The organism is Anaerostipes sp. 494a (assembly GCF_001940315.1).
Taxonomy (GTDB): Bacteria; Bacillota; Clostridia; order Lachnospirales; family Lachnospiraceae; genus Anaerostipes; species Anaerostipes faecalis.
This window is the reverse complement of the sequence record NZ_MJIF01000001.1, coordinates 1,879,479-1,902,426: the sequence shown is the minus strand read 5'-3', so window position 1 is coordinate 1,902,426 and position 22,948 is coordinate 1,879,479. Positions and strand designations below refer to the sequence as shown.

Here is a 22,948-nt window from a genome sequence, read left to right as displayed (position 1 = left end):
ACCTCCTTTTTGTTATTCTTTTAAAATTCTTCTGGTAAGATGCTGATGTATCACCCTGTGAAGTAATGCTGAAAATTTACTGCTTAAAATACCTGTGATAATTCCAATAAAGCAGATAAAATCCATCTTAATTCCAGGTATCATGATCAACAACATGACAAAATATCGAATCATGGTACATTTGACCATATATCGACTGGCATCATGAGAATCCATTTCTACTGCTTTCTGAATACTGACCATCATGTGAATGATCATCCCCACTGCAGCCAGGATGCCGATCAAAATGCCAAGAAGGAACCACAGATTCCCCTTTGTTATTATCATGCCCAAAATTCCAGATACCACACCATAGAGAAAAATCCCAATGACCAGATCCAAAAATGTCTCATCCAGCTGTCTTAACTTATCTATCATTTTCACCCTCCCCGCTGTCATCATTCGCATGCCGGACCAGCGAATACACTCCTCTGATTCCTCCAAGAACTCCTAAAATCAAAAACGGAAGAAACAGATGGGTGGAAAACGTCCGGTCAATCCATAACCCAATAAACATACATAAAAAAATGGATGTCAGCATAGTGATTCCAAGCTGGGTGATTAATGAAAACATACGGATAACAGGCCCATATTTTTTCATATCAAAACCTCCTTATGTATGGCATCTTCATGAGTGCATTATATCATTTCTTCCAAAATATAACCACCACATTTTTACTTTTCCATATATTTCCCACAAATTATTTGAGTGTATCTGATTTTTTTTGTATCTATTATATTGTAAAAAGCCTGTATTTTCATGGTTTATATAACAACCTGCATAATTGTATGGATAACAAGACATATACTCATTCCTGTCATGGCAGGTATAATTACCGCCCAAATAACCCATCGTATTTTTTTCTCTTCCTTCCATATTGTATATAATGTAGTTGCACATGGCCAATGACTGATTGTAAAAACCAGAAAACAGACTGCTGTTCCTAAATTCCATCCATTTTGCACAAGCAATCCGTAAATCTGTCTTAAATTAGAAATTTCCTCCAGAGTTCCATTCTGAAGGTATCCCATGATCATAATCGGTATAACAATCTCATTTGCAGGAAAACCCAACAAAAAAGCAGCTAAAATAGTCCCATCTAATCCAATATAATGTCCTAATGGTTCCAGAAATTTAATAAATCCTTTCATCAATGTAATATTTCCTGTTTTTACATTAATCATGATCCATAAAATTGCCCCGGCAGGTACTGAAACTATAACTGCTCTTCTAAGCATATACAATGTCCGGTCAAAAACTGAACGAACCAGAATTTTTTTCATCTGAGGTTTTCTATATGGTGGCAGCTCCAACATAAAAAAAGAAGAAATTCCTTTTAAAATAGTTAATGATAATATTTTTGACACAAAAAAAGTCAGTAAAATACTCAAAATAATAAATCCCGCCAGAATTACCACAAAAAGAATACGATCTAGTTGTTCTTTTTGAGAAAATCCAGAAAAGAATATTGTAATAACCGTAATCATTGCAGGGAACCTTCCATTGCATGGTATGAAACTATTGGTTAAAACAGCAATAAGACGTTCCCGTGGAGAATCGATAATCCGACACCCTGTCACCCCCACAGCATTACACCCAAGACCCATACTCATTGTAAGAGCCTGTTTTCCGCATCCTCCGCATTTTTTTAACGGGCAATCCAGATTATAAGCCATTCTTGGCAAATAACCGCTGTCTTCCAGCACTGAAAACAGAGGAAAGAAAACTGCCATTGGCGGCAGCATAACCGAGATTACCCAAAACATGACCTTTAAGACTCCATTCATTAGAAAATCATAAAATACCTCTGGTATTTCTATAATAGTCAACAATTTTCCTATCCATCCATAAAGTATATCCATTCCATCTGCCAGACCATCCGAAATATAATTTGCACCTGTAAGGGTAATCCAGAAAATTAATGTAAATAATAATATCATAGAAAGAAATCCGGTCTGGATACTTGTAAAAATCTTATCCATCTGCCTGTCTTTTCGATCATATCCTTCTGGTTTCTCTATAACCTTCTGACATATGCTTTCAATATCCTTTTCCTTTATATTATTTCTTTTCCTTTGCCGTCCAACTTCCTGATCCAAAAGACTCATGATTTCTTTCCTGGTATTCCTTTTATGAGCACAGGTTCCAATGACGACTATACCTAAGATTTCAGACAGTTTCTCCAGATTAATGATAATTCCCCTTTTCTTTGCTTCATCCATCAGATTAACGCAAAGAATTACGTGGGAACTTATTTCCATAACCTGCAGTAAAAATTTTAAATTACGCTGCAGACAGGATGCATCACAGACTACCATTGTAATATCCGGATTCTGCTCACTTAAATAATCTTGTGTGATTATCTCCTCCAAAGAGCGGGCTTTTAAAGAATAAGTCCCAGGTAAGTCAATCAGATGATAACAATACCTGTCTGTTTCAATATCAGCTTCTGCCTTTTCCACTGTTTTTCCCGGCCAGTTTCCCGTGTGTTGTCTCATACCTGTCAGACTATTAAATAAAGTGCTCTTTCCCACATTTGGATTCCCTGCAAATGCCACAACAACAGACTGTTTCATGCTCTTTTTACTCCTAAACAATTACCTTAATATTATGAACATCCTCATTCCGAAATGCAATTACCGCCCCACAAACACCATAAGCGGATGGATTTCCCCATGGACTTTTTCCAACACACACTACTGATACCTTCTCTTCTAATCCCACAGCAGCCATCCTGTCACAAAAATCTTCTTTTGCATCTATTTTTATAATTTCTCCTTTTTCTCCCGGTTCCATCTCATCCATTCTTTTCTCCATTATTTTCTTAACCTTTATAATAGTCACTAATAGTAATATATTCTCTATGGAAATAATTGTTACTTTATTATCCATTTTTTATAAATTTTTGTAAATAATCCCCTATTTCCATTTATGTAATATTATGGTAAAATATTTGTAATATTTACTTAAGGAGATTATATATGAAAAAAGAACGAATGTTATATCCTGAATTTATTCGAATCATTGCAATTCTCTTAATCTGCTTTAATCATATCTCTTCTCAGGAAATCCGTGCCTCTGTTTTCTGGAGCAGTCGTTGGCAGATTAGTCATTTTTTCAACATTCTGATTTCATCCTGGCCAGTTATTCTATTTCTGATGATCAGTGGTATCTTTTTACTAAATCCAGAAAAAACAATCACTGCCAGCAAGATTTTAAAATCTTACATTCTAAGAATGCTGATGGCAATCTGCATCATGGTGCCATTATTTGATATTTGTTACTCTGTTTTTTATCGAGATACTTTTTCTATTTCTTTACAGGATCTTAAGCATGCGCTGATTACTTTATTAAAAAACGATGGTAACGTTGTTTACTGGTTCCTTTATATGATGATTGGTCTCTATCTGGTTCTCCCATTTTTACGAATACTGGTAAAGGAAATGGACCAGAAAACATACTTGTATCTTCTTGCTATACTTTTTGTTACCAACTGCATTATTCCTTATGTGGAACCTTTGGGTATTGGTGCATTTTCCTATGCCAATCTGTTTCTTCGTAAACTGAAACTTACCGGTTTCCTTAAGTATAGCGGCTTTCTTCTGGCAGGCTGGTATATTTATCGTTATCCATTGTCAAAAATCCAGCGTTATATTTTTTATGGGATTGCTGTTTTTTCTATGGGAGTTACTGTTTTTCTTGCCCGAAAGGCCAGCCTGACTCTTGGCGGATGGGAAGAAACCTGGACCAATGATTTCGCACCTGGAATTGTTATTACCGGAATTGCCGTTTTTATTTTTCTTACCCAGATAGGCTCCTCTCCTTTTTGGGAAAAATTCAGAAAACCTATCCTTTTGGGTGGACAGCTTTCTTTTGGAATTTATCTGGTACACAATATTTTCATTCATTTTCTTGTTTCTCAGAAAATGATTGGCCGATATTCTCCTTTTTGGGAAATTCCGGTTCTATCTTTCCTGGTTTTCTTTGTATCAGGAATCATCGTTTATTTATTAAGAAAAATAAAAATAATTCGCTTTTGGATGTGATGTAAAAAAGAGAATGTTGACCTGGCAGATTATAAATCTACTTTTTCAACATTCTCTTTTTTCTGGATAAGATTATATCCCATTCCCTATTTTCTTGTATACTTTGCTGTTACTTTCAGTCTCGCCATGGCTCTGGATAATGCGGCCTGTGTATGATAATACTGTATCCTGCTCTGCTTCTGCTTTAACCGTTCTTCTGCACGAGCTTTTGCTTCTCTTGCCCGGATGATATCAATATCTTCTGGTCGTTCTACCGTATCAACAACAATAATCACAAAATCCCGTGTGATATCTGCAAATCCTTCTCCTACAATTGCCGTATGCCATTCTCCATCTACCTTAAATCTCATTTCCCCGGCAACAACTGCAGTAACTGTATCTTCATGATTGGCAAGGACACCGTAAGAACCATCCACTGCAGGAAATATGACATGTTCACATGCCCCGCTGTAAAATTTCTTGTCACTGGCAATAATTTCAAAATAAAAGGTCTCTGCCATTTATGACACCCCTTTCGCTTTCTCCTTTACATCATCAATTGTTCCTGCCATCAAAAATGCTGTTTCCGGATATTCATCCATCTCACCATCAAGAATCGCTTTAAATCCACGGATTGTTTCACTGACTGGCACATAGACACCAGGAATTCCCGTAAAGTTTTCTGCCACATGGAATGGTTGTGAAAGAAACTTCTGAATTTTTCTTGCCCTGTAAACGGTAAGTTTATCTTCTTCATCCAGTTCTTCCATTCCCAGAATTGCAATGATATCCTGCAGTTCTTTATATTTCTGCAAGGCCTCTTCCACACGTCTGGCTGTTTCATAATGTTCTTCACCTACAATATCAGGCTCAAGAATTCTTGAGCTGGATTCCAGCGGATCAACTGCCGGATAAATTCCCTGCTCAGATATTGCTCTGGACAATACAGTTGTCGCATCCAGATGTGCAAATGTTGTGGCCGGAGCCGGGTCTGTCAGGTCATCGGCAGGTACATAAACAGCCTGTACAGATGTAATGGAACCGTTTTTTGTGGATGTAATTCGCTCCTGCAGTTCTCCAACTTCATTGGCAAGTGTCGGCTGATAACCTACTGCTGACGGCATTCGCCCGAGAAGCGCTGAAACTTCAGATCCTGCCTGTACATAACGGAAGATATTGTCTATAAATAATAATACATTCTGTTTTTCCTGATCACGGAAATATTCTGCCATGGTCAGTCCTGTCTGTGCAACCCTCATACGGGATCCAGGTGGTTCATTCATCTGTCCAAACACCAGCGCTGTATTTTTAATAACCCCGGATTCAGTCATTTCACCCCAAAGGTCATTTCCCTCACGGGAACGCTCTCCTACACCAGTAAAAATTGAATATCCTCCATGTTCTGTTGCAATGTTGTGAATCAATTCCTGAATCAATACAGTTTTTCCTACACCTGCACCTCCAAATAAACCAATCTTTCCACCTTTTGCATAAGGTGCAAGAAGATCAATAACCTTAATTCCTGTTTCAAACATTTCTACAACAGGACTCTGATCTTCAAATTTCGGTGGTTCCCTGTGAATCGTCCACTTTTCTTCTGTTTCAATAGGTTCTCCATTATCTATGGTTTCTCCAAGAACATTAAACATTCGGCCAAGTGTCTGTTTCCCTACAGGTACTTTAATTGGTCCCCCTGTTGTCATTACTTCCATTCCTTTATGCAGACCTTCACTTGCCGCAAGAAGAATGCAGCGTACCGTCCGGTTTCCCATATGCTGTGCCACTTCCATAACAACATTTTTCCCTTTATTTTTGACGGTTAATGCGTCTTTTATCAAAGGAAGATGTTCTGTCTCAAATTCCACATCTATAACAGGACCCAGAACCTGAACAATTTTTCCTTTTTCCATCTGATTATCCCTTCCTTCGTTCTTATTTCTTTCTTAATGCTTTTGCCCCGCTGGCAACTTCCGTTATTTCCTGAGTAATAGCTGCCTGGCGGACCCTATTATACTGTAAATCTAATTTCTGAATCATCTCACTGGCACTTTTACTTGCACCTTCCATTGCCATCATTCTGGCATTCAGTTCACTGGAGAAGGACTCAACCATAGCCCCATACACCAGCCCCTTGATATAATTTGGCACCAGCCGGTCCATAACAGCTTCAACAGAAGGCTGAAAATCTGTCGTTCTCCCTGATTGTTTCTCTGCCATAATATAATTTTCGCCATTTAACGGCAGTATTTTAACCATTTGAGGCTCTGATACTGTTGATGTTATCATCTTCGTGTAAATAACATAAACTTCATCCAGTTCTCCTTCAACATACATTTTGAGTATTTTTTCTGCTATTCTCCTTGCCCGGTAAATGGTCGGATCCTGGGTCGTATAAAAGAAATCTTCATCGGTCTGAGCCTCATTTCTTTTTCCAAAATAATTTCTTCCCATATATCCCATAACAAACAATCTGCAGTCTTCAACTTTCCCCATCTGCTCTTCTGCCATTTTAATTACGTTATGGTTGTAGGCACCTGCAAGTCCACGATCCGCTGTCATAATCAAAAAACCCTTTTTCTGTCCAGACTTTCTGGAACTCTCCAGAAACGGATGCTTCAATTTGGGCGAATGAGTCATAATATCCATTAATGTAGCCTGTATCATTTCAAAATATGGCGCAGTAGCCTCCAGCTGCTTTCTTGCTTTCTTAAGTTTTGATGATGAAATCAGATACATTGCATTGGTAATTTTTCTTGTATCTTCAATACTGCTCTTTCTTGTCTTAATTTCTCTCATATTTGCCATAAGACATCACCTACTTAAAAAAAGTCTCAATTCCCTGCTGAATGGATGCAGCAAGTTCCTCCGTCAGGATTTTTCCATCATCGATTTCCTGAATAATTTCCGGATATTTCTGTTCAAAAACAGATACCATTTCTTCTGTTGTCTTCTTAAGCTCACTTAAAGGAATATTGTCAAGCATCTTATGAGATGCTGCATATAACAGAATAATCTGTTTATGAAGACTCATTGGATGATACAATGGCTGTTTCAGCAATTCTATCAGATGTGCTCCATGGTTTAAGACTTCTTTTGTCCCCTCATCCAGATCTGAACTAAACTGTGTGAAAACCTCCAGTTCGCGATACTGTGCCAAATCAATTCTCAGATTTCCTGCAACTTTTTTCATGATTTTTGTCTGAGCTGCACCTCCTACACGTGAAACTGATAATCCGACATTAACTGCCGGTCGAACACCTGAAAAGAACAGTTCACTTTCCAGGAAAATCTGCCCATCGGTAATGGAAATCACGTTAGTTGGAATATATGCAGATACATCACCTGCCTGTGTTTCAATAATTGGCAGCGCTGTTATAGAGCCGCCTCCATGTGCTTCATCCAGACGGCAGGATCGTTCCAGAAGCCTTGAATGGAGATAAAATACATCACCTGGATAAGCTTCTCGTCCAGGAGATCTCTCCAGCAGCAATGAGATAGTACGGTAAGCCACTGCATGCTTGGACAAATCATCATATACAATCAGTACATCTTTTCCCTGATACATAAAGTGCTCTCCGATTGCAGTTCCTGCATAAGGCGCAATGTATTGTAAAGATGCCGTGTCACTTGCTGTGGATGCAAGAACAATAGAATAATCCATGGCACCGTGTTTTTTCAGGGTTGTTACAATCTGTGATACCGTTGATGCCTTCTGTCCAACTGCAACATATATACATATCACATCCTGACCTTTTTGATTTAAAATCGCATCTACTGCAATAGAAGTCTTTCCTGTCTGACGGTCTCCGATGATCAGTTCCCTTTGTCCTCGTCCAATCGGAAACATGGAATCAATAGCTAGAATTCCTGTCTGTAAAGGCTGATCTACAGATTTTCGATCTATAACTCCTGCTGCTTCATGTTCAATCGGTCTGTATTCATCTGTCTCTATTTCCCCATTTCCATCAATCGGCTCTCCTATGGCATTCACCACACGTCCAATCATAGCGTTACCTACCGGGATTTCTGCCTGAATTCCGGTTCGTGTAACCTTGGAACCTTCCATCAATCCATAATCGGAACCCAGGAGAACACATCCGATACAGCTTCTTTCAATATTCAGGACCATTCCACGGACACCGGTTTCAAAAATTACCAGCTCTCCGTACATAACCTGATCCATTCCATAAACAGTTGCAATTCCATCTGCAATCTGTATAACTCTTCCCTCTTCTTTCACTTCTGTCTTTTCATCATAATGTTCAATCTGATCTTTTAAGACAGAAACAACAGTTTCTGGTTTAATACTGCTCACCTGATTCTCACCTCCACGTTAAATCCTGTTTCATTTTTTCCAGTTTCCCTTTTAGGCTGTTATCAATCACATAATCCTGAACTTTTATGACAAATCCTCCAATCAGCGAATGATCCTGTTTTAAAATAAGCTCCACACTATCTGCATCATATTTCTTTTTCAGGTATTTCTTTATTCTTTTTTTCTGTATTTCTTCTGGTTTTGTCACATAAATCAGCTCTGCCTGAATCTTTTTTTCTTTTTTCGATCTGAGTATATGGTAATATGCAAATGCTTCTTTCAGATTGTCCGTATTTCTGTTTGCACAAACCGTTTTTAAAAACTTCTGCATAGCTCCTGGAAAAATCTGCTCAATTACTTTATTTTTCTCCTTTTTGGAAATCAATGGATTTTCCAATGCCTTCATCAGTTCAGGGTTCTCATTTAAAATACATTCTGATTCATGAATACTTTCTGTGGATATATCCAGATCAAATAAAACCTGTCCATATGCCATAGATACCATTTTCATTTCTAGACACCTGCCTCTTTTAAGAAATCATCTAACATTTTTTCATTGTCCTGACTGGTTGTTTCCTTTTCTACCACTTTTGCTGCTGCCATCAGTGCAATTCCTGCGATTTCACTTTGCAATCCTGCCAGTGTTTTCTGCTTCTGAATTTCCATATCCTTCTGGGCATTTTCCTTCATCAGCGCAATCTCTTCATCTGCCTGACTTATTTTCTCATGATATTCTGCCTTTGCACGTTCTCTTGCATCGGAAACGATTTGTCCTGCCTGATCCTTTGCTGCTGTAAGAGATGCTTCATACTCTTTTTTCAGTTCTGCAGCTTCCTGCTTCTGGTTTGCTGCCTCTGTTAAATCTTTTGTGATTATCTCTTTCCTTTTTTCCATAATCGCATTTACCGGACCAAACAAAAATTTCCGAAGCAGAAGATAAAATACAAAGATATTTACAATTGGCCAGATTATGGCCCAGTCTAATTTTAGAAACATATCTTCTGCCTCCCGGTTTTATTTTAATACAATCAGTAAAATAGCTATAACCAGTCCATAAATAGCTGTTGATTCTGCCAGTGCACATCCAAGAAGTAATGTTTTGTTAATGTTTCCAGCTTCCTCCGGCTGTCTGGCAATAGCTCCCAAAGCTCCGTTTGTTGCTATTCCAATTCCAATTCCTGCTCCTAAACCTGTTAATACCGCAATTCCTGCTCCTATTGCTGCTAATCCCATAATCATATCTCCTTTTCTTTTACTCAAGTGATTCACTAATAAACAGTGATGTTAATAAAACAAAAACATATGCCTGTAATAATCCATCAAAGAAATCAAAATAACAGCTGAACGGCAATGGCACAATTGCCGGCGCTGCAATGGTAATCAGTTCCATCAGAACAAAACCACCTAAAATATTTCCAAAAAGACGCATACATAATGATAAAGGTCTGGTGATGATCTCCAGCAAATTAATTGGAATCATCATTGCCATTGGCTGTCCATAACTCATCAGATATCCCTTGACACCTTTTTCGCGTATGCCGGAATAAATAATCAGAAACAAGCTGATTACTGCAAGCCCTGCAGTTACATTCAGGTCTTTTGTAGGCGGTGCTACCCGAAAGAATCCTGATACATTGGAACAGCCCAGATAAATCAGCACCGTTCCCAGGAAAGGAATATATGGTTTTCCTTTTTCTCCCACAATATCACCTATAAATCCATAAATGAATCCAACAAGCGCTTCCACATAAAGCTGCGGTCCTTCTGGTTCGATTTTCAGGTTCCTTACAAAAATGATACACAGCAATACAACAATTGCCATGATACCCCAGGTAACTACCGTTGACTCAGGCACCGGAATTCCCTTCCCAACAGGGATCACAAAGCTTGTCCGAAGTTCCAGGGCCTTCATTAGTTCATTTGCCAATGAACCCATTTTCTCACCTTCTTTTCCTGTCTGGTATTCTTTTTTAACAAAAGGTGCCTACAGTTTCTGCTTAACAGAAATTGTAAACACCTTTGTTTGTCTGCTATTTTATTCCCCTGATTTCTATTTGTCAATTATTTTCCCGTTAAATTTTTGTTTATATTGTACAAAATGCAGTTTTTTTTATTGTGAAAAATGCTATAACACGCTATAACAGAACAAAGCGGACATCCACGCGGAGCGTTTTTTATTACATAGGAAATTCAAAGGAATTTCCTATGTAATAAAAAAACAGCCGATTCCGGCTGTTTCCCAAGGTTCACTTTCTAATTAATCTTCAATCATATTGATACGACGAATATGTCTTTCATCATTTGAGAATTTTGTTTCCAGGAAAGTATCTACGATTTCAAGAGCAAGTCCTTCTCCTGTTACTCTTGCACCCATTGCAAGAATGTTTGCATCGTTATGTTCCCTTGTGGCTTTTGCACTAAATGTGTCTCCACAAAGAGCAGCACGGATTCCAGGAATCTTGTTTGCTGTAATAGAAATTCCAATACCTGTTCCACAAATCAGAATTCCCTGTTTGATCTCACCATCTTTGATTCCTTTTGCAACTGCTTTTGCATAAACAGGATAATCACAGGATTCTTCAGAATAGCAGCCATAATCTTTTACTGCATAACCCTTTTCCTCTAAATGCTTGATTACTGCCTGTTTCAATGCAAATCCGCCATGATCACTTCCAATACCTATCATTTTGTTTCCTCCTAATCTTTCTTCCCATATTTTTTTAATTAATCGCGTAATCTGAATAAAACAACGCTCATAGTCTTCTTCTTCCATACCATAGGGATCAATGACCGCTCCCTCAACTCTGGCATATTCATTAATAGTAGCAACTTCTTTGTATCCATGATAATCACTTATGACCTTTTCTTTTTGTTCTTCTGTCATCGTGAGGATCAAATCACTTTCTTCAACTTCTTCCTGCAAAAGCTGGGAAGACTGAAAGTCTACAATCTCAATTCCGGTTTCCCGGACCATATCTGCTGCCTTTACATGTACCGGTTCCGGAAAGAGCACAACCAGCCCTCTGGAAACCACCTCAACATCTTTTTGATGAGCCTCTTTCAGATACTGACGCAATACAGACTCTGCAATAAAACTGCGGCAGGTATTATTTGTACTCACTATGATAATCTTCTTCAAAACATTCTCCTTTTTCAAACTCGAATGATCCTATGACCTGCTGCTTTCACAAGACGATTCATGACCGCCTCCTCCAAAGGTTCCCCTTCGAAACCCTCTGAATAGATCACATCCACATCTTTATGATCGAATCCACGTATAACATCATACAGATTTGCTGTTACTGTTTCCATGTTCTTACGTTGTCCCACAGAGACAACTTCATCTGCACAATATAAATCCACTGTTTCATCTGTGCCGATAACTCCTGTTCTTATTCCCTGTTTTCTGTCTTTCTCAGCCAAACGGTTGATTTCATCAACTACCGCCTGCTTTTCTCCCAGAATCAATGTCATCTGTGCCTTTGGTGCATAATGTCTATATTTCATCCCTGGTGCTTTAGGTATCCCATTATCTTCTCCACGAAAAGATGTATTCATCTGCACCTTACATCCAATTACTTTTTCTATATCTTCCTTTGTAATACGACCTGGTCTTAAAATAACAGGAATATCCTCTGTAAAATCAACAATTGTTGACTCCACCCCAACCAAAACAGCTCCTCCATCCAATATCATAGGAATCTTTCCCTTAAGATCCTCCATAACATGTTCTGCCTTTGTAGGACTTGGTCTTCCTGATGTATTGGCACTAGGGGCGGCAATTGGCACTCCTGATCTTCGAATCAGTTCCAATGCCACCTGATGTGATGGCATCCTCACTGCTACAGATTCCAAGCCTCCTGTAACACATCCAGGGACTATCTCTGTCTTTGGAAGAATCACAGTTAACGGACCTGGCCAGAAAACTTCCATGGCCTTTCTGGCGGCTGGCGGCATCTTCTTAACCAGTCTTTCCACCATATCTATGTCACACACATGTAAGATTAATGGATTATCTGAAGGCCGTCCTTTGGCTTCATAAATCTTATGGACCGCATCTTCCATAAAGCCATTCCCACCCAGTCCATAAACTGTTTCTGTTGGAAATGCAACGACCTCGCCCTTCCTTATCAGCCCTGCAGCTTCATTGAATCCATCATCTGATTCTTCAATTTGCTGAATTTTTACTAATTTTGTCTTCATAATATCTCCTAAACATACTTAACAATTATATCATTAATCCGTACAAAAAAAAAGTCCGTATTCCTCATCCTTTTTCCGCTTAACGGAAAAGACAAATCCTTTAAACTTATATTTTCCTATAATATGAGAATATTGTTTCATAAATTTTCTTATAATATAAAAAAAGCAAGGGCTGCTCGTATGAAACAAGATTCAAAAATGATATTTTTAGGAAGTTTCTTTATTCTATTTCTACTTTCTGTTTCTTCATTTACTTTTCCCATTTTTGTGAATCAAACAATCCATAATCGGAATATTATATATATAGATCCCGGTCATGGCGGCTCTGATCCTGGAAAAGTAGGTTCTGGTAATGTTCTGGAGAAAGATATTAATCTTTCTCTCTCCCTAAAACTGAAAAAAATTCTGGAGAAAGCAAACTTCAAAGTATTTTTAACAAGAAACGGTGATTATAATCTGGCGTCATCTTCAACAAATGTAAAATTATCAGACCTGAAAAATCGAAAACAACAGATATTCGATCAGGATCCCATTGCTGTCATCAGTATTCATCAGAATAGTTATCCCAGTGAAGAAGTTCATGGTGCACAGGTTTTCTACTATCTGGGTTCTTCAAAAAGCAAGCATCTGGCTGATTCCATACAGTCTGAATTAGTTAAGGGATTAGATCCATCAAATCACCGCAAGGCAAAATCCAACACGGATTACTATCTTCTAAAAAATAATCCATATCCTACAGTGATTGTGGAATGTGGCTTCCTATCGAATGAAGAAGAAAAGCAAAAACTTATGACCAGCTCTTATCAGAAAAAAGCTGCACAATGTATATATCAGGGATTAAAAGAGTATCTTTCCTCTTCATCAGAATAGTAATAAAAAAATGCCGGGAATTACTCCCGGCAATGAACTCCTTGTAATCATTCTCTTATTTTTTGAAAATTGACAGCACAAATCTCCCCTTCCCCGTTATCAATAAACTCTTTCATGTATGAATCATCTTCCTTTAATATTAGATTCACATGTTCCAGGTTCACATCACTTATTGCAATGCCATCCAAACGGATTGCCAGTCCTTCAGATAAATATTTAGATAATTCGTCATGATTCGCCATATGTACCTCCTTCTGCTGCTTACATATGAAGCAGTATTTCGTGGTAGTCATATCCTTTACTGTACCAAAATGTAAGGTTCTGTCGCGACATATTCCTATTATATACTTAATTGTAAATTTTTTCAATATAAAAATTGGGGAAATTTGTAAATTCAATAGAAACACTTTACACCTGTCAAAAGTAATACTATAATAACAACAAAGTAAGGAGTGATGATTATGAAAATAGAACGTATCAGCGATAATCAAATACGATGTACTTTAAATAAAGAAGATCTTGCAGGAAAGGAAACACTATTAAACGAGCTGGCTTTTGGATCTGATAAAGCAAAAGGACTTTTTCGTGAATTAATGCAAAAAGCCTCTGCAGAGCTTGGTTTTGAAACAAATGATATTCCATTAATGGTAGAAGCCATCCCCGTTTCAAAAGAATGTCTGATTCTTGTAATTACCAGAGTTGATAATCCGGAGGACTTCCAGGACCACTATAAAAAACTGGCTAAAAATGTTTCCCCAGATCATATTCATTTTGCAGATGACAGTGAATTGTTAGACATACTTGGAGATGCAGTTGAACATCCAATGAAGGATTTTGAAAAATCCATGAAAGATGCATTAACGGATTCTAATACGAGTATATACTGTTTCCATTCACTGGAAGACATATCAGCCGCAGTAAAACTAATCAAAGATTATGATACTCAGAGTAGTTTATATAAAGATCCAATGAACCATTGTTATTATCTGACATTAAACATTTTATCGGAAACAGATGAAAACCATCGTATGGATGAAATTCATTCTATACTTTCTGAATACTGCAAACGTTTGCCAAACACTTATGCAACCAAAGCTTTATTTAATGAACATCTACAAACCATTATCCCAAAACAGGCCATAGAAGAGATGGCTGAATATTAGAAATTTAAAAACATGGTCCCCGAGGCTCTGCTTGGTCAGATACATTCGGAGTACCATGTTTTTATATAGTCAATAAAATTAAAGGGACAAGTTCCCTGTCAATCTCCTGTCTCCCTCAATCATAAGAGACTTATTTTGCAGCTGTATAAATCTTTACAAGATCCTCTGCTTTTAATTTTTTAAATGCACCTAATTCCACGGTATTTTCATTGGTTGCTTTCATTGCCATTTCTTCTATCTGTTCATCTGTTGGCTCAATACCAAGTTCTTTCATATTAACAGGCATATTAATGGAGTGGTAAAAATCCTCAACAGCTTCAATTCCTGCCAATGCTGTTTTCTTAACATCGCCCTGATCTTCTACTCCCATCACATTTTTAGCAAACTTTGCAAAACGTTCCGGTTTTTCATCCATTACATATCTTGCCCAGCTTCCCCAGACTGCTGCAAGTCCTGCCCCATGTGCCACATCAAACATTCCTCCTAATTCATGTTCGATCAAATGAGTTGCCCAGTCACCACCATTGGTTCCGCAACCTGTAAGACCATTATGTGATACAGAACCTGCCCACATAATTTCTGCCCGTGCATCATAATTTTTCGGATCATCCAAAAGAATTTTTGCATTAACCATTACATTTTTCATCACATCTTCCGCAAAACTGTCTGTGAGATCCATTGTATCTTCTACAACAAAATAGCGTTCCATAGTATGCATCATAATATCCGTACATCCGCTTTCTGTCTGATATTCCGGCAATGTATATGTCAGTTCTGGATTCATTACTGCAAATTTACATCTTCCATAATCAATATCCAATGCCTTTTTATACCATCCGTCTTCATTTGTAATTACAGAAGAATTGCTCATCTCACTTCCTGCTGCTGCAATTGTAAGAACCGCTCCAATCGGCATACATCCTGTCGGTTGCTCTTTTCCTGTATACAAATCCCATACATCACAGAATTGGTTTGCCATACCATAGCCGATGGCTTTCGCAGAATCAATAACACTTCCGCCTCCTACAGCAAGAATAAAATCAACATCTTCTTCCTTACAAAGTTCAATTCCTTCGTAAACCTTAGATAATCTTGGATTTGGCACAACACCGCCAAGACTTACATAATCCACTCCTTCAACTTCCAACGCTTTAAAAATACGATCCAGAAGTCCCGATTTTTTTGCACTCTGTCCGCCGTAATGAACCAAAACTTTTTTACATCCCTGCTCTTTTATAAGAGCACCAACTTCCTTTTCACTATCTTTGCCAAAAATAACTTTGGTTGGTGTATAATACTGGAAATTTAACATACCGTCCTCCTTTAATTATAAATTCCATTCAAAACGAATTTATCCCTCGCAAAAACTATCTGCACAAGCGAAGCGCGGAAGCCGTTTTGCGAGGGATAAATGAGTTATATTTTACTGAACACTTTTTTCAAATGCTTCAAATATTAATGCTGCAACTTTTGCTCCTGGATCTTCCAGACTTCTGGAAGCTTCTCCTCTTGTTGCTGCTCTTCCATGAACAGCAATCATAGTTGTTGTAGCTTTAAATCCTTCATCAGCTGCTTTTGCAGCTTTTGCTGCCATATCAGCTAAAGAATCTCCTGCTTCTAAAGAAGCCTTTAAGCTTTCAACTGCTGGATGAATTCCATCGATAAATGTTTTGTCACCGACTTTTGCTCCACCAAGCTTTGCAACACCTGCTTCGTAAGATTCAAATACCTGAACAATATCTGCATTTTCCAGAGATTCTTTACCTTTCAGGTCTTTTCCTCCCTGTTTTAAGCCAGTTGCCATTAATGACCCCATAGTTGAAGGAACTTTATTAGCCATTGCTTTTCCAGCTGCAAATAACAATTTACCCGCATCTGTGATGGCTCCATCTGCAACTGCATCATATGCAGCCTTGAAACCATCTGTCATTGTGAGGCCTAAATCTCCGTCACCGACAATACCATCCATTGCAATCAGTTTATCTTTGTTTTCAGCCATAATATCGCTGATTTCTTTTAAAAGAGTAATTAAGTAAGATGTCTCCATATGAAATGTCCTCCTAAACCTGTTTGAAGAATGGTGTATCAACCGGATGATCAATATACTCTTTCAGTTCATCATCAAGTTTTAATAAAGAAATGGAAAATCCCGCCATTTCGATTGCTGTTGCATACTCACCTACATAGTATTTGTATACATTAATTCCTTTTTCTTCTAATACCTGATTGATACGACGAGTTACTATGTACTGTTCATCCAATGGAGTAGCACCAAGACCATTAACAAGAACTGCTACTTCATCTCCACTTTCATATGGAAGATCTGCTACGATCTTTTCTAACATTTCATCAACAATCTGATCTGCTGGTTCCAGTTTTCCACGACGGATTCCTGGTTCTCCATGGATTCCCATTCCGATTTCCATCTCATCATCTTCAATTTCAAAACTTGGTTTTCCAACTCTTGGTACTGTACATGGAGTTAAAGCAACACCCATTGTACGAACATTGTTATTGGCTTTGTCTGCAACACGTTTAACTTCTTCTAAAGATAACATTTTATCTGCTGCAGCCCCAGCACATTTATAAACAAAGAAGATACCTGCAACACCACGACGTGTGCTCTTTTCTCCTGGTGCAGATGGCCCTGCTGAAGCAACATCATCAGCTCCAAGAACTTCTGCTGTTTCAATGTCATCTTCCATCTCAACTTCATCAGCTGCCGGACGGAATGTGAAGATATCTCCATTGTAGTTACCATAGATGTAAAGAACACCGGCACCATTGTCTGCTTCTCTTGTTAAAGCAATTGCCTGATCCACACTTGGAGACTGGAAAACGTCACCAACAGCACATCCATCAATCATTCCTTTTCCCACATATCCTAAGAACAATGGAAGATGTCCAGATCCACCACCGGTTACAATACCTACTTTGCCTTCTTTTTTATGTTTTGTTACAAGAACCTGTAAATCTCCATCAACACATGTTAAATCATCTGCATGTGCAATATAGATTCCTTCTAACATTTCTTTAATATAATTATCTGGGGAATTAATAATTTTTTTCATATGAAAATACTCCTTATGCTCATGAATACAGTAAAAAATTATTTGTTAGGAAATTTAATCTGTGATGGATATTCCCATTTCTGTAATTCTTCTGGCGGGAAGAAGTATGGTTCTTCACCCTGTCCTGCGCAAAGTGCATTGAAGTATAACTGAGCTAATTCCTCGATATAAGCAGCTCTTAAGTATGCATCATAGATGTCTCCCTGAGATACTGCTACTGCCCCATGTCCCTGTAATAAGAATACATCTGCTTCCTGAACTGGTTCGATTACACTGTCAGAAAGGTCTGTTGTTCCTGGACGTCCATAAGGTGCAACTGGAATTCTTGATTTTGTTACACCAAGATTAGCAATTTCATAAACAACTGCAGGAATTGGTTTATTTAATACAGCAAATGTTGTCGCATACATAGAATGTGTATGACAGATAGAATTAACATCTGGTCTTGTTTTATAAATCTGAAGATGCATCAGAGATTCACTTGTTGGGCGAAGTCCTGATTCATTTTCGATAACATTTGCATCCAGATCAAGAACTACCATATCTCTAGCTGTTAATAATTCTCTATCTACCTGTGTAGGTGTAATTACAACATATCCTGTTTCTGGATCTCTTGCACTAAGATTTCCAGATAAATGTTTGCATAATCCTTCAGCCTGCGCACGTTTTGCCATAGCAACTACATCTTTTTTTAATGATTCTAACATCTCGCTATTTCTCCTTTTCTTTTTGAATTAATTCTAATATATCATCCGGTTTTTCTGCCTTTTTTAATATCTGCAGGGTCTTTTTATTTTCGAGAATATAATTTAACTCTTCCAGAACTTCCAAATGTTTTGTCGGATCTGGTGTTCCAATCATGATGATAACATCCGCTTCCATATAATCATCAACATTTATTTTTTCTGGCAGAGTCAGCAAAGAAAGACAAACTCTTTTTGCACCGTCATCTACTCCTGCATGAGCAATAATAACTCCATCAGCAATCATAATAAACGGATGCTCATCCTTTATATTTTCAATTGCCTGTTCCACATATTCCTCTGTAACATCTCCTCTGTTAATCAATGGAATACCTGTTATTCTTACAGCATCTTCCCAAGGCAATGTGTGATCAAGCACCTGTATGGTATCCTTTACTAACACATCTTTCAATTCGATTGATAACTGGGTACCAACATTAATTTTCGGCTCCTCCCTGGAATCCGGCATCAGTGCATTGGCTATTTCACGTTTTAAAGTTTCTTCATCCTGGATATCTGCATATTTTTTAATAATATCCATAAGCCCTATCACATCGATTTCATGGGGGACTATTCCTGTCAGTTCACCCATAACCTTTTCACGGAATTTTCTTTTTGATATTTCATCAATAAATGGTTTTACTAAAAACTGCATTTTTCTTGTTTCCAATCTCACCATGGTAAAAACAATATCAAACTTCTTTTCATCATATTCCGCAAATTCTCTCATAGATAAACATGCAATAAAATCAATTTCGGGAAACAATTCTCTTAATGAAAAGTAAAGGAAATTTGAAACAGATACTCCATTTGCACAAACCACTAAAGCTCTCTTTCTGGTTTCTACCAGATCAAGAATTCCTTCTCGCCTCAACCACGCACCAAACAGTGCTGTAATATAGACCAGTTCCTCATCAGGAAACTTCTCTCCCACAAGTTTTTCAAATGGTGAAATAGACTTCCTTACAACTGCATGTAATGAGTTATACATAGGAAGAACCATATCTACAATACTCTGTTCTATATGATAATGGTATTTCATTCGGTAGAATGCCGGTTTGATGTGCTGGAATAATGCTTCTAAAAGCATGTCCCTTTCATTGATTGTGACACAAATCAGATTTTCAAAATTGGTAATGACTTCCTCGGAAGCTTTCATCAGTTCCTCTTCCTGCTGGGACTCATTACTCTGTATTCCGTGAAAATTAGAAATCTGAATCTGTGCAGCCAGAAATAATTTTTCAGTCTGCCATGTAATATCATATTCCTTTGCAAATTCCAGCATCACAGAATATTCTTTCGTTCCTGCTATATGCTGAAAAGTTTCTGGAACTTCACGGAGAATCCTTCCTTTTCTTGTCCTGATAACAATCAGACACAAAATCAATGGAAGTTCCTTCAGCCGCTCATCTGTAAATCGGATTTTTAACCGGTTCTCGATGACATTAATCTGATTCTCTACCTGCCTCATCAGTTCCTGACTGATACGGCAGATACCCATAATCGTATCTTTGCCATTTGGAAGTTTTAAGATTCCCCGAACTGCAGTAATCATCATTTCCCGTTTGGAATATTCACTTCCAACCAGATGATAACCTTCCTGCCGGCTATAGGATACTTCCAAATGATAAGATTCCAACTTTTTCTCAAGTTTCTTTAAATCTGTTAAAAATGTGTTTTTACTTACTTGTAATTCTGATGTGAAATGATAAATTGATAACTCTTCCTTGATGCATAAAAGCATCAGATAAATCAGGAATCCTCTCTCTTTATCTGAATAAATATATATTGTATCTGTTCTTCCAATATCTTCTGTCTGATATTGTTCCAGCACAGCAACCGGAATAATAAATTTTCCTGTTCTGAGCCGTTCGATTTTCGGCATCCCATTGCCCTGCAGATAATCATTGATTTTTTCAATGGTATAGCTTAACTGCTTTCTTGTTAGCTGTAAAGAAGCTTCTACTTCTTTTCCTGTAATTGCAGGATTATTCACAATTGTTTTAAGAACAGCATAACCTCTTTCATCTAAATACAATGGTGCACCTCTTTCAAAAGTATTTTTACACTTCAATTCCTGGTGATTTTGCTTCATAATCCAATAAGGTTTTCAGCTCATCATCCAGTTTCATCACTGTTAAAGCAGCTCCATTCATATCCAGAGAAGTTACATAATCTCCAATGAATACCTTATAAATAGAAAGTCCCTGTTCTTTCAGGTAAGCTTCTATATCATCATATAGAACATATAATTCCATAATCGGAGTTGCTCCTAAACCAGAAAGTAAAACCGCAACTTCATCACCACTGTCTGGTTCAAGGTCATCAATAATTGCTTTTGCCATATCACGGGCAATTTCCTTTGCTGGTTTTAATTTTTGTACATTAATACCTGGCTCCCCATGGTGCCCAATACCAAATTCCATATCTCCATCTGCAATCTGGAAATTAGAATGTCCAACAGCCGGTATTGTACATGGCTCCAGTCCGACACAAATACTTCTTGTATTGTCCACCGCTTTCTGAGCAGTTTCAATTACTTCATCCAAAGTTCCGCCGAGTGCTGCTTTTGCTCCTCCAACTTTCCACATGAAAACACCACCGGCAATACCATGGCGTTTTTCCTTTGTTTCTTTTGGTGAAGATGCCACATCGTCTGTTGCTGTTACAAATTTAACTGTAACACCTTTTTTCTTTGCCATGCGGACAGCCATTTTAACATTCATGTTATCTCCGGCATAATTTCCAAACAGACAGGCAACACCCTGTCCTGAATCTGCCTCCATAAATGCATCATAAAATGCTTGTGCAGAAGGTGAAGAAAAAACTTCACCTACTGCAACTGCATCCATCATATTCTTTCCAACATAGCCAAGAAAAGCAGGTTCATGACCACTTCCTCCTCCAGTAACAAGCCCAACTTTGCCTTCCACTGGTGCATTTATGTATTTAACAACACGGTCATTTGCTTCAGAACGTACAATCAGATCACTATGGGCCTTTACAAACCCTTTTAACATATCTTCTACAATATAATCAGGATCATTTACAAATCTCTGCATAATTAAACCTCATTTTTCTTTCTTTATGCTATCCAATTTTCGAATACAATATAAATATTAGTTGATTTCTCTTCCTTCTGCTTCTTCTTTTCCAAGATATTTGTACAGTGCAACAAAGCATACAACAAAGATTACACAAAGTACCAATGGAATAAATTCACCATCCATGATCTTGAATACATGAGAGAATGCATATGTCTGGATAGGTCCATCAATAGAACTGCAGGAAATTAATTCGCCTGCTTTCAAAGCTACAGCTCCTGTAGAACGTGCAAGATCAGAGATAAATGGTGCCATGATTGTTCCAACCCACAGATAAGCTGGAGCAAAAAGTGTAACCAGAATCAACATACGGATTACGTTACCACCTGTTACAAGGAATGCTGCTACTGCGATAGCATTGTTAATGATACCGGCAAATGGCAGGATTTCGTTTCCTGGTAAGAACATAGAATAAATTAATGTTACAGGAATAGCCCAGAATACTGCTAACCAGATTTCGTTTGCACCACCCATGAATGGCCAGTCAAGACCTACAACTAATGTTCTGTCATCAAATTTCTTATTCATAAATGCACTGATAGCTGTTGAAATTGGTTCCAGAGCCATCATAAAGTATTTAGAAATTACAGGGAACAGTGTTAAAGAAGCTGCAGCCTGAATACCTAATGTTAATGTTGCAGCAACATCATATCTTGCTAAGATTCCGAACAGTACACCAAGGATAAATCCTAAAATGTGAGACTCAGCAAAGATACCAATCTTGTCTTTTAATACAGCAGCATCAAAACGTTTGTTTAATGCCGGAATTTTCTTTAATAAGCAGTCAATCGGGAACATGAAGATAGATGTGAATCCCATCTTATGAGTACATGTTACACCCGGAATTCCTGATAATTTTTCAATACGATACTGATACATATCTGCCATCTTCAATTCGAAGATAATCTGGATACCAGCTACAACGAAAGCAATTACTACTGCAGCTGCTGTTCCAAAGTAAGGTTTACATACAGCTGTTACACAAACACCTGTAAAGATTTTACCCCAAACATTCCATAAGTCAGCATTAAATGTTTTTGTTTTGTTGATAATTAACATAACGATGTTAATTCCGATCATCAGTGGGAACATTAAGAATGCATATGGCCATGACCAGGCAATAGCTGATAACGTTGTCCAACCACCGTCAACAATTGGTAAGTTGATACCTGTACTCTTTAACATTGCTTCTGCAGCAGGTCCGATTGCTCCAGACATGAAGCTGATCAGCATTGACATACCTGTGAATGCTACACCAAGTGTTACACCAGCTGAAATAGCATCTTTCAGTTTCATTCCTACGATTAAACCTGCAATAATGATTACGATAGGTACGAAAATTGCTGCACCTAATCCCAATATCCAATTAATAACATCACTCAAAATACTCATATAATTTTCTCCTTCCGTCTCT

25 protein-coding genes are annotated in these 22,948 nt (G+C 37.9%); 3 read left to right on the top strand and 22 right to left on the bottom strand.

What is annotated here, in order from left to right; genetic code table 11:
* Positions 1-12: 12 nt before the first annotated feature.
* The 4 genes from BHF70_RS09475 to BHF70_RS09460 all read right to left on the bottom strand — a co-directional run bounded on the left by BHF70_RS09475 (position 13) and on the right by BHF70_RS09460 (position 2,845).
* Entirely contained in the window at positions 13-417 is a 405-nt protein-coding gene (locus BHF70_RS09475) for a hypothetical protein (RefSeq protein WP_075759992.1), read from the bottom strand.
* Entirely contained in the window at positions 407-640 is a 234-nt protein-coding gene (locus tag BHF70_RS09470; RefSeq protein WP_075759991.1) for an AtpZ/AtpI family protein, read from the bottom strand. Before BHF70_RS09470 ends, BHF70_RS09475 begins: the two co-directional genes overlap by 11 nt.
* 164 nt (positions 641-804) lie before the next feature.
* Positions 805-2,616 (bottom strand): ferrous iron transporter B, encoded by a 1,812-nt coding sequence (gene feoB / locus BHF70_RS09465; protein ID WP_083638409.1) that lies wholly within the window; start codon positions 2,614-2,616, stop codon positions 805-807.
* Positions 2,617-2,629: 13 nt separating this feature from the next.
* Positions 2,630-2,845, bottom strand: coding sequence for a FeoA family protein (locus tag BHF70_RS09460; RefSeq protein ID WP_075759989.1), 216 nt, complete (start codon positions 2,843-2,845; stop codon positions 2,630-2,632).
* 176 nt (positions 2,846-3,021) lie between these two features.
* Between BHF70_RS09460 and BHF70_RS09455 the strand changes: the two genes are divergently transcribed.
* Positions 3,022-4,086, top strand: coding sequence for an acyltransferase (locus BHF70_RS09455; protein ID WP_075759988.1), 1,065 nt, complete (start codon positions 3,022-3,024; stop codon positions 4,084-4,086).
* Between the two features lie 86 nt (positions 4,087-4,172).
* Here the strand turns inward: BHF70_RS09455 and atpC are convergent, their stop codons facing one another.
* The 10 genes from atpC to BHF70_RS09405 form a co-directional block, all read right to left on the bottom strand.
* Entirely contained in the window at positions 4,173-4,586 is a 414-nt protein-coding gene (gene atpC / locus BHF70_RS09450) for an ATP synthase F1 subunit epsilon (RefSeq protein ID WP_075759987.1), read from the bottom strand.
* A complete protein-coding gene (gene atpD, locus BHF70_RS09445; RefSeq protein ID WP_075759986.1) occupies positions 4,587-5,975 on the bottom strand; it encodes a F0F1 ATP synthase subunit beta in 1,389 nt (462 codons plus the stop codon).
* Between the two features lie 22 nt (positions 5,976-5,997).
* Positions 5,998-6,870: an ATP synthase F1 subunit gamma gene (atpG, locus tag BHF70_RS09440; protein WP_075759985.1), complete on the bottom strand. Its 873-nt coding sequence runs from the start codon at positions 6,868-6,870 to the stop codon at positions 5,998-6,000.
* A gap of 10 nt (positions 6,871-6,880) precedes the next feature.
* Positions 6,881-8,380, bottom strand: coding sequence for a F0F1 ATP synthase subunit alpha (gene atpA, locus BHF70_RS09435; RefSeq protein ID WP_075759984.1), 1,500 nt, complete (start codon positions 8,378-8,380; stop codon positions 6,881-6,883).
* A gap of 7 nt (positions 8,381-8,387) precedes the next feature.
* Complete coding sequence (gene atpH, locus BHF70_RS09430) at positions 8,388-8,891, bottom strand: ATP synthase F1 subunit delta (protein ID WP_075759983.1); 504 nt, start codon at positions 8,889-8,891, stop codon at positions 8,388-8,390.
* Positions 8,892-8,893: 2 nt separating this feature from the next.
* Positions 8,894-9,376, bottom strand: a complete 483-nt coding sequence (atpF, locus tag BHF70_RS09425) for a F0F1 ATP synthase subunit B (RefSeq protein WP_075759982.1) — start codon at positions 9,374-9,376, stop codon at positions 8,894-8,896.
* An 18-nt stretch (positions 9,377-9,394) separates the two neighbouring features.
* On the bottom strand, positions 9,395-9,613 hold the full coding sequence (gene atpE, locus BHF70_RS09420) for an ATP synthase F0 subunit C (RefSeq protein ID WP_075759981.1): 219 nt from the start codon (positions 9,611-9,613) through the stop codon (positions 9,395-9,397).
* A gap of 19 nt (positions 9,614-9,632) precedes the next feature.
* Positions 9,633-10,316, bottom strand: a complete 684-nt coding sequence (locus tag BHF70_RS09415) for a F0F1 ATP synthase subunit A (protein ID WP_075759980.1) — start codon at positions 10,314-10,316, stop codon at positions 9,633-9,635.
* 321 nt (positions 10,317-10,637) lie between these two features.
* Positions 10,638-11,519, bottom strand: coding sequence for a ribose 5-phosphate isomerase B (rpiB, locus tag BHF70_RS12790; RefSeq protein ID WP_278277201.1), 882 nt, complete (start codon positions 11,517-11,519; stop codon positions 10,638-10,640).
* A 14-nt stretch (positions 11,520-11,533) separates the two neighbouring features.
* Positions 11,534-12,583, bottom strand: a complete 1,050-nt coding sequence (locus tag BHF70_RS09405) for an L-threonylcarbamoyladenylate synthase (RefSeq protein ID WP_075759978.1) — start codon at positions 12,581-12,583, stop codon at positions 11,534-11,536.
* A gap of 180 nt (positions 12,584-12,763) precedes the next feature.
* Here BHF70_RS09405 and BHF70_RS09400 point away from each other — a divergent pair, with 180 nt between their 5' ends.
* Entirely contained in the window at positions 12,764-13,453 is a 690-nt protein-coding gene (locus BHF70_RS09400; RefSeq protein ID WP_075760583.1) for an N-acetylmuramoyl-L-alanine amidase, read from the top strand.
* A 47-nt stretch (positions 13,454-13,500) separates the two neighbouring features.
* On the opposite strand, the gene BHF70_RS09395 is transcribed toward BHF70_RS09400, so the two are convergent.
* Complete coding sequence (locus BHF70_RS09395) at positions 13,501-13,695, bottom strand: hypothetical protein (protein WP_075759977.1); 195 nt, start codon at positions 13,693-13,695, stop codon at positions 13,501-13,503.
* Between the two features lie 219 nt (positions 13,696-13,914).
* Between BHF70_RS09395 and BHF70_RS09390 the strand changes: the two genes are divergently transcribed.
* Entirely contained in the window at positions 13,915-14,616 is a 702-nt protein-coding gene (locus tag BHF70_RS09390) for an adaptor protein MecA (RefSeq protein WP_242946361.1), read from the top strand.
* 130 nt (positions 14,617-14,746) lie between these two features.
* On the opposite strand, the gene BHF70_RS09385 is transcribed toward BHF70_RS09390, so the two are convergent.
* The 7 genes from BHF70_RS09385 to BHF70_RS09355 form a co-directional block, all read right to left on the bottom strand.
* Positions 14,747-15,928, bottom strand: a complete 1,182-nt coding sequence (locus BHF70_RS09385; RefSeq protein WP_075759975.1) for an iron-containing alcohol dehydrogenase — start codon at positions 15,926-15,928, stop codon at positions 14,747-14,749.
* A gap of 111 nt (positions 15,929-16,039) precedes the next feature.
* A complete protein-coding gene (locus BHF70_RS09380) occupies positions 16,040-16,663 on the bottom strand; it encodes a dihydroxyacetone kinase subunit L (protein ID WP_075759974.1) in 624 nt (207 codons plus the stop codon).
* Positions 16,664-16,676: 13 nt separating this feature from the next.
* Positions 16,677-17,687: a dihydroxyacetone kinase subunit DhaK gene (locus tag BHF70_RS09375; protein ID WP_075759973.1), complete on the bottom strand. Its 1,011-nt coding sequence runs from the start codon at positions 17,685-17,687 to the stop codon at positions 16,677-16,679.
* Positions 17,688-17,725: 38 nt separating this feature from the next.
* Positions 17,726-18,394: a class II aldolase/adducin family protein gene (locus BHF70_RS09370; RefSeq protein ID WP_075759972.1), complete on the bottom strand. Its 669-nt coding sequence runs from the start codon at positions 18,392-18,394 to the stop codon at positions 17,726-17,728.
* A 4-nt stretch (positions 18,395-18,398) separates the two neighbouring features.
* Complete coding sequence (locus tag BHF70_RS09365; RefSeq protein ID WP_075760582.1) at positions 18,399-20,468, bottom strand: BglG family transcription antiterminator; 2,070 nt, start codon at positions 20,466-20,468, stop codon at positions 18,399-18,401.
* Positions 20,469-20,493: 25 nt separating this feature from the next.
* Positions 20,494-21,492, bottom strand: a complete 999-nt coding sequence (locus BHF70_RS09360) for a dihydroxyacetone kinase subunit DhaK (protein ID WP_075759971.1) — start codon at positions 21,490-21,492, stop codon at positions 20,494-20,496.
* A gap of 57 nt (positions 21,493-21,549) precedes the next feature.
* Positions 21,550-22,926, bottom strand: a complete 1,377-nt coding sequence (locus BHF70_RS09355) for a PTS galactitol transporter subunit IIC (RefSeq protein ID WP_075759970.1) — start codon at positions 22,924-22,926, stop codon at positions 21,550-21,552.
* Positions 22,927-22,948 lie beyond the last annotated feature (22 nt).